Annotated in this window: 7 protein-coding genes and 1 tRNA gene; 2 read left to right on the top strand and 6 right to left on the bottom strand. The window is 53.7% G+C overall.

Annotated features, from left to right (window positions below; all coding sequences use genetic code 11):
* Positions 1-387: 387 nt before the first annotated feature.
* The 4 genes from H7F08_RS14470 to H7F08_RS14455 form a co-directional block, all read right to left on the bottom strand.
* Complete coding sequence (locus tag H7F08_RS14470; protein ID WP_193640924.1) at positions 388-582, bottom strand: hypothetical protein; 195 nt, start codon at positions 580-582, stop codon at positions 388-390.
* A 156-nt stretch (positions 583-738) separates the two neighbouring features.
* Positions 739-1,869 carry a site-specific integrase gene (locus H7F08_RS14465; RefSeq protein ID WP_227487897.1) on the bottom strand — a complete coding sequence of 377 codons (1,131 nt, stop codon included), beginning with the start codon at positions 1,867-1,869 and terminating at the stop codon, positions 739-741.
* 47 nt (positions 1,870-1,916) lie between these two features.
* Positions 1,917-1,992, bottom strand: a tRNA-Arg gene (locus tag H7F08_RS14460).
* 74 nt (positions 1,993-2,066) lie between these two features.
* A complete protein-coding gene (locus tag H7F08_RS14455) occupies positions 2,067-3,074 on the bottom strand; it encodes a sodium:calcium antiporter (protein WP_081577180.1) in 1,008 nt (335 codons plus the stop codon).
* 122 nt (positions 3,075-3,196) lie between these two features.
* Between H7F08_RS14455 and H7F08_RS14450 the strand changes: the two genes are divergently transcribed.
* Together H7F08_RS14450 and H7F08_RS14445 are read left to right on the top strand one after the other, a co-directional pair.
* Positions 3,197-3,820 carry a hypothetical protein gene (locus H7F08_RS14450; protein WP_081577179.1) on the top strand — a complete coding sequence of 208 codons (624 nt, stop codon included), beginning with the start codon at positions 3,197-3,199 and terminating at the stop codon, positions 3,818-3,820.
* Positions 3,821-3,913: 93 nt separating this feature from the next.
* Positions 3,914-5,782 carry a DEAD/DEAH box helicase gene (locus tag H7F08_RS14445; protein WP_081577178.1) on the top strand — a complete coding sequence of 623 codons (1,869 nt, stop codon included), beginning with the start codon at positions 3,914-3,916 and terminating at the stop codon, positions 5,780-5,782.
* Positions 5,783-5,834: 52 nt separating this feature from the next.
* Here H7F08_RS14445 and H7F08_RS14440 read toward each other — a convergent pair whose 3' ends face one another.
* Together H7F08_RS14440 and H7F08_RS14435 are read right to left on the bottom strand one after the other, a co-directional pair.
* Complete coding sequence (locus H7F08_RS14440; RefSeq protein ID WP_009564993.1) at positions 5,835-6,038, bottom strand: cold-shock protein; 204 nt, start codon at positions 6,036-6,038, stop codon at positions 5,835-5,837.
* 105 nt (positions 6,039-6,143) lie between these two features.
* Positions 6,144-7,181: a sigma-54 interaction domain-containing protein gene (locus tag H7F08_RS14435; protein WP_226856171.1), complete on the bottom strand. Its 1,038-nt coding sequence runs from the start codon at positions 7,179-7,181 to the stop codon at positions 6,144-6,146.
* Between the last annotated feature and the right edge of the window lie 116 nt (positions 7,182-7,297).

The raw sequence follows: 7,297 nt of genomic DNA, 5'->3' as shown, positions 1-7,297 counted from the left end.
ACCGCTTCTCCTCCAGCTTGAAAGTCACATCGTCCACCATCCAYGGCGGAACCAACCCCAACGCCAAGGTAAACAGCTTGTCTTCGTCCATCATTAACCTTCCCTAGATCAGCAATGCCCTAAGACTACCGTACCCTCGTATCCACTCCAAGTAGCGAGGAGCCAAAAATATCCGCCGAATCAATCATCCAGTAGGCCATCCACTCTCCGGCTCGCCGCCACACATTGGCTCGCAACAACACCAGCTAGTGCGCTGCCTTTGTAGTATGGCTTTCGTCTCTGGTTTTCTTTCTGCTAGAGACAAACAACGCTAAGCCAAGGGCACCCAGCCCGTAGAGCACTACCGCACCCATACCGAGAAATACTGCAGTTGTCATATCCATTGTGTTAATCCTCTATTGCCAACAGCAAAGCCGCAATAACTTGGCAGGCGATCCACCAGATAAATGCCCCTAGCATAACCACGGACTGGTTCATGGAGTAGCCCAGCAGGCCCAACCCAATCCCCCCATAGGTGGAAGCCTTTTTGAGTTCTTCGGCTATGGAGCTTCGGACCTCTTTGTTGAAGCGCAGCTTCATCATCGTTACCCATTACCCCAGCATCTTCGTTAAGTCCGCCAGCCCTCGGATTAGTATAGCGTTTCAGTATCTGCAATGTCTTGTGCCCGGTAATGGCTGTCACCCCCCGGCCTGAAATGTCGCAGCAAGGTGCTTGGCTTATTCCTTGTCCATCCGCTACTACCCCATCCTCTTCGCCAGATCCTCAGCCCTCAGATGAGTATAGCGTTTCAGCATCTGCAATGTCTTGTGGCCGGAAATCGTGGAGACTTCCATGGGATTGAAGCCTTTTTCAAAAAGGCGGGATACGGCTTCGTGACGCAGGTCGTGGAAGCGTAAGTCATCAATGCCAGCGCGTTTGCATGCGCGGTCAAAAGCTTGCTTCATTGCTTCATAAGTCATGCCGAAAACCCGCCCGCCTATGGAACGGGGCAGTGCATCCAGTACCGTCACTGCGCGACTTGACAGGGGAACTGTGCGGGCGTCGCCGTTCTTGGTCTTGGGTAGGTAAGCGGTGCGTTTTTTCAGGTCCACATCAGACCATTGTAGGCCTATGGCGCTTTTCACCTGGTTGCCGGACTCTTTTCCAGGTTCCCACTTTTCCAGTATCTCGCCAGCCCGCATGGAGGTCTCAATGGCGAAAATGACACAGGGACGCAGCCAAGCGTTCCGTGATTCCGAGCATGCTGCAAGCAAACGAGATTCTTCATCAGCTTCCAGTCGGCGATCACGCGCCTTGGATTGTGCTGGCATGCGGATTTGCAGGCACGGATTTCCATGTGCAAGAGGTATGCTCCACTCTTTCATGGCATGAGTGATAACCCTTGAGAGTAGGGATATCTCGTGTCGTACTGTCTGGCTGGATACCACTCGCCCAGTCTTCTGGCTAATGGACTTTAGTCGGCGGTCGCGGTACTTCGCTATGGACTCTGGCGTCAAGGCAGCCAGAGATAATCGGCCAAGTTCGGAGGCGCTCAATATGCGGATCACTGATTGCGGCCCCTGGCGGCTCTTTTTCTCCGGCAATATTTCTTGCTCGTATCGCGCCAGCAGTGCCGTCACTGTAAGTGACTCGGCAAGGCTGCGGTCTCGCCATGCCCCCACATCCATTTCATGCTCGATAGCCCTTGCCCATGCATCGGCTGCGGCCCGAGTCCGGAATACCTTGGTTTGCGCCGGGTAGCCCCTCTTTCTAACTTTGGCTTGCCATCCAATGCGGTTGCCATCCCGATCTGTTTGCTCATAAAAGCCTGCCATGCTGAACCCCTCTGAAAGACCAGACTCAAGGCTCAGTGTCCATTTTTTGTCCATAAAAATCAAATTCAGAATTGCGTTATTTCATAACATGTTGTTTTATTTGGTGCCCCGAGCGCGAATCGAACGCGCGACCTACCGCTTAGGAGGCGGTTGCTCTATCCACTGAGCTACCGGGGCATGAGTCTAGTCTAGCAAAAGCAGGTTACCGGCGGCGAGTCCCCGGTTTATTCGCAGCAGCCAAGCAGATGCTTTCAGGTTAAGGCAAAAAAATACGTGGCATAGCACAAACCGTTTACTGCAAAGTGATAAGGACGCAGGATGACCCCACGTATGACCAGCAAGTAGGTATAAGTGCCGGCCAACAAAGTGAGTCCCGCCCCCAGCAGTACGGGGAAGGAGGGCGACCAGGGGGTGAGTAATACGCCAATGGCAGGCAGGAGGCTGCCCTGAAAAACCAGCGCACCGGTGATGTTGCCAAAGGCGAGGGTATCTTTGCCGCGCCGAATCCAGAGGATGCTGTTGATTTTTTCCGGAAGCTCAGTGGCTATGGGAACCACCAGCAGCGACAGGATCAGCGCCGAGATGCCCAGCCAGTGGGATAACCCTTCAATACCATCCACAAATAAACTGGCACCGAACACTATCATGCCCAAGCCGATCGCCAGTTGCAGCAGAATCACCGGCATTTGCACGGGCAAACCCGCTTTGCTGAGGTATAAGGCATGACCAGCTTCTGTGCCATGACCCTCGGCAACCAGGGCTGCCGAAGCGCGTAGGGTGACCAGCACATATAAAAAATACAGGGTGATCAGAATCAGGGCGATGCCGACTCGTACCAGGGTAATATGATGAGGGACAAACAAGGCGACGCAGGAGAGGCCAAAAGCCGCCAGAAACCATCCCAGATCACGGCGTATTCCGCTGGGTTCTGGCTGCAGGGCACCCTGCCAGCCCCGTTGCGGAGACACAAAAATGGCCATCAGAAATAAGGTCAGGGTGGATAACATCATGGGCGCGCCCAGAATGGCACCGACACCGACTTCTTCACCAAGATGGGCGGGTTTTCCCGATGCGGCCGCAAATACCGCGACGATGGGGACCATGGCCTCCGGCAGTGCCGTGCCTACAGCGGCAAATATCGAACCGGTGACGCCTTCGGATATGCCGAGGCGGTCACCCAGATGTTCCAGGGCATTGGTAAACGCCTCGGCCCCGGCGAGGATGATGATCAGGGCAGCAATCAGCAGGAGTATATTCATGAATGGATTATGCCACAGTGGTCTGTATCCACAACGACAAAAAACAGTCGCAAGATGAGTTTCAGCGTGGATTATGTTTATACTGCAAGCATCATCTGGAATGACCGAGGCAGGAGCAGAGTATGCAAAAGTTGTGCAGTTTCTTCGATCGGGATATTTACCATGTAGAAGGTGGGGGCGTACAGCCAGCAGTATATTTTATTGCCGATAAAGATGCCGGGGGCATTCTCGTCAACGCGCCGGAATATACCGAGGTATTGAAGGCAGAACTGGAAGCTTTGGCTCCGCTGCAGATATTGTTTTTGCCCAGCCATTTTGGGGCTCAGGATGTGTTGCTCTGGAAGCAGGCCGGTTGCAAGCTGGTGGCGCAGCCCGCCGAGGCCCAATTTTTGAACACGCCCATTGATATTGCCCTGGATAGCAAGTTGCGCCTGACGCGCACCATTGATTTTCTGCCCATGTCCGGCCGCACTCCCGGCAGTTGTGCTTTACGCCTGAAAAACAAGCCGGGTGCCATTTTTTTCGGTCCCATCCTCGAATGTGCCAGTCCGGACCAGTGGCCGACCCTGCTGGCCCATGCCGATGATCATTGCTGGGAAACCCGCATTTTCGGCAGCCTCGGTCTTCAGGATGTGCATTTTGAATATGCCTTCACAGATACCTTTGTGGCAGACAGGACGCCCGTTGGTCCCGGGGCAGATCTGGCGATTCAAACAGAACTGCAGGCGGCTCTCGACGCCGACTGATTTTGCCGAAGCGCATTTATCGACAAGAAAACACTGCAAATTCGCGATAATTGGCGTATAGTTCTGACCCTGAATTCTCTTCCGGGTGTGTCCATGTCTCAACAATCTGATCTCCGTTTTAGTGATTTTGCTCTCGCCGAACCTTTGCAGAAGGCGGTGGCGGAGATCGGCTATGAACAGCCTTCCCCGATTCAGGAGCAAAGTATCCCGCCGCTGCTGGAAGGCCGTGATGTCATTGGCCTCGCCCAGACAGGTACGGGTAAGACGGCGGCTTTTGCCTTGCCACTGCTCAGTCGCGTCGACATCAGCCTGCGCATTCCGCAATTGCTCGTTCTGGCTCCCACTCGCGAATTGGCCATCCAGGTTGCCGAGGCCATGCAAAGCTACGCCAAATTTCTGCCGGGTTTTCATGTATTGCCTATTTACGGTGGACAATCCATGGGCTTGCAACTGAAGCAACTGCAGCGGGGGGTACATGTAGTGGTAGGGACTCCGGGGCGTATTCAGGATCATTTGCGCCGCAAAACCCTGCGCCTTGACCAATTACAGGCGGTAGTTCTGGATGAGGCCGACGAAATGCTGCGCATGGGCTTCATTGATGCAGTGGAAGACATCCTGCAGCACACGCCGGATGGTCGGCAGGTGGCCTTGTTCTCGGCGACCATGCCCGATGCCATTCGCCGGATTGCGAAAACCTATCTCAAGGACCCTCTTGAAATCAAAATCAAGTCGGCGACGACCACCGTAGCCACTATTCGTCAGCGTTACTGGCAAGTGAGTGGTACCCACAAGCTGGATGCGCTGACGCGGATTCTGGAAGTCGAAGACAGTAATGCCTGGATTGTATTTGTCCGCACCAAAACTGCGACTGTAGAACTCGCCGAGCGTCTGGAAGCACGCGGTTATGCCTGCGGTGCCCTGAATGGTGATCTGAGTCAGGCCCTGCGTGAACAAACCATCGAACGCTTGAAATCCGGTGCGCTGGACATTGTGATTGCTACGGATGTCGCGGCGCGGGGCCTGGATGTGGAACGCATCACCCACGTCATTAATTACGATATTCCCAATGATACCGAGGCTTATGTGCATCGGATTGGGCGTACCGGACGGGCAGGACGAACCGGTGATGCCATCCTCTTTGTGGCGCCGCGCGAGCGTCATTTGTTGCGGGCTATTGAAAAGGCTACCGGCCAGACGATTACGGCTATGCATCTGCCGAGCATCGAAGATGTGGCCGACCGCCGCATGACCCAGTTCAAGGACCAATTGTCGGAAGTGATCAATGCTCAGGATTTGTCGGTTTTTGAATCGCTCATTGCCGATTATCAGCAGGAACATGACGTGGGCCTCAGTGAAATTGCGGCAGCTCTGGCCTACATGGTGCAAAAAGAACGGCCACTGGTGCCTGTTGAAGAACCCACCCGGCCCATGCGTACTGAGTCCTCAGGATCGGGGCGGCCAAGTCCTTCACGGCGGCGCGGCGATGACGAAAGGCCAGTGCGCAGTGATCGCGGTGCTAACCGCACACCCCGTAAACCCCTTGCTGATGATCAGCCGATGCGGCGCTTCCGTCTGGATGTCGGCGAAGATCACGGCGCCCAGATCAAAAATATTGTCGGCGCTATTGCCAATGAGGCAGGGATTCCCAGTCGCAATATCCGCAAGGTGGAAATCCACGGCGAGTACAGTACGGTAGAGTTACCGGCGGATCTTCCTGCGGCCGCCTTGCAGCATTTGCAGAAAGTCTGGGTGGCGGGACGGCCGTTACAAATTGCCCCACAAGAAGCTGGAGGCGATAAATCGGGAGCACCCCGTCGGTCTTCAGCACCACGTGCGCGTACCGGGGGAGACGCGAAACCATCCAGAAAGATTTTGTCGGCAACTACCAAGCCATCGAAAGGTGAGGGTAAACCGCGTGGTAACTCGGCTGGCAAGCGCAAAAAGCCAACGAGAGAGAGTTAGAAAATATAAAAACCGGATGCGCGAAACATCCGGTTTTAACGCTGAGCCCTAATTAAGCCCGGCGGACCTTTTCGGCCTGCAGACCTTTGGGTCCACGAGTGACTTCAAAGTTGACCCTTTCACCTTCAGCCAGGGTTTTGAAACCCGTACCTTCAATGGCGGAATGGTGCACAAACACGTCTTCCTTACCATCTTCAGGTGTAATGAAACCAAATCCCTTACTGTCATTGAACCACTTCACTGTACCAACCGCCATTTCACACCCCAAAATAATCAAAAATAGCCCAACCGGCTACTTTCAAGAATAGCATATACCTGCCCCTGCGCAAGTTGCTATGCTGATCAGCCTGTTAGCGTATATTCAGCTTTTGGAAATGCCGTGTTTTTCCATCAGGCGATATAAAGACACCCGCGAAATGCCCAGCTGGCGGGCAGCCATGCTGACGCTGCCGCGACTTTGTGCCAGTGCTCCACGAATACTACTGGCTTCGGCACTGTCACGGGCTTCATTCAGGGTGACCTGCATGCGTGAATTGGTGCGCCGCTCCAGACCTAAATCAACCGGTGAAATCAGGAATTTTTCACACATGACCATGGCTCGACGGACACGATTGATGAGTTCTCGGATATTGCCCGGCCAGTCATAATGATTCATGGCATGGAGTGCTTCTTCGCTGAATCCTTTGACTCGATGTGCTTTTTCATCCGAAAAGCGCGTGAATATATATTGCGCCAACAAGGGAATGTCACCCACACGATCACGCAAAGGCGGCATTTTTATCTGCAACACATTCAAGCGGTAGTAAAGGTCCTGTCGGAAACGTCCGTCCTTGATGGCTGCTTCCAGATTAATATGGGTGGCAGCGAGCACGCGGACATTGACTTCTATATCCTGACGGCCACCAACGCGGTGAATGGTTTTTTCCTGTAAAAAACGCAGCAGATTGGTTTGCAGGTCCATCGGCAAGTCGCCAATTTCGTCCAGAAAAAGGGTTCCGTCAGTGGCAGACTCAATGCGTCCGATTTTGCGTTCATGGGCACCGGTAAAAGAACCTTTTTCATGCCCGAATAATTCTGATTGAATCAGGTTGGCAGGAAGAGCACCACAATTGACGGCTATAAAGGGCCCTTCTTTACGCGTGGACCTTTCATGAATAGCTTGAGCTGTCAGTTCTTTGCCCGTCCCGCTTTCGCCCGTGATGAGAACGGGCGCTTCTACGCCAGCGACTTTGCGAATTTCCTGATAGATTTTCTGCATCTGGTCACTGGCGCCAACCATCTGGCTTTCGGGATGATGGTGAAGATCCCACTGTCCGCCCTGAAAGGTGTCAGCCGTCATTTCTGCCATTCCAAATGCGTGTCCCAAGGTGATGGACAGACGCAGGGCATCTAAAGGCAAGGTGTGATAATCATAAAATGGCTCCTCGCTACTTGGAGTGGATACGAGGGTACGGTAGTCTTAGGGCATTGCTGATCTAGGGAAGGTTAATGATGGACGAAGACAAGCTGTTTACC

The sequence above is a fragment of the Acidithiobacillus sp. HP-11 genome, assembly GCF_015100075.1.
In the GTDB taxonomy this organism is placed as follows: Bacteria; Pseudomonadota; Gammaproteobacteria; order Acidithiobacillales; family Acidithiobacillaceae; genus Acidithiobacillus; species Acidithiobacillus thiooxidans.
The sequence above is the reverse complement of the archived record's forward strand: the minus strand, read 5'-3'. Positions and strand labels throughout refer to the sequence as shown.

What these genes read in the sequence shown, in the direction of transcription:
- H7F08_RS14470 (WP_193640924.1), bottom strand. Translation starts at nt 582, where the DNA reads ATGATGAAGCTGCGCTTCAACAAAGAGGTCCGAAGCTCCATAGCCGAA.
- H7F08_RS14465 (WP_227487897.1), bottom strand. Translation starts at nt 1,869, where the DNA reads ATGGACAAAAAATGGACACTGAGCCTTGAGTCTGGTCTTTCAGAGGGG.
- H7F08_RS14455 (WP_081577180.1), bottom strand. Translation starts at nt 3,074, where the DNA reads ATGAATATACTCCTGCTGATTGCTGCCCTGATCATCATCCTCGCCGGG.
- H7F08_RS14450 (WP_081577179.1), top strand. Translation starts at nt 3,197, where the DNA reads ATGCAAAAGTTGTGCAGTTTCTTCGATCGGGATATTTACCATGTAGAA.
- H7F08_RS14445 (WP_081577178.1), top strand. Translation starts at nt 3,914, where the DNA reads ATGTCTCAACAATCTGATCTCCGTTTTAGTGATTTTGCTCTCGCCGAA.
- H7F08_RS14440 (WP_009564993.1), bottom strand. Translation starts at nt 6,038, where the DNA reads ATGGCGGTTGGTACAGTGAAGTGGTTCAATGACAGTAAGGGATTTGGT.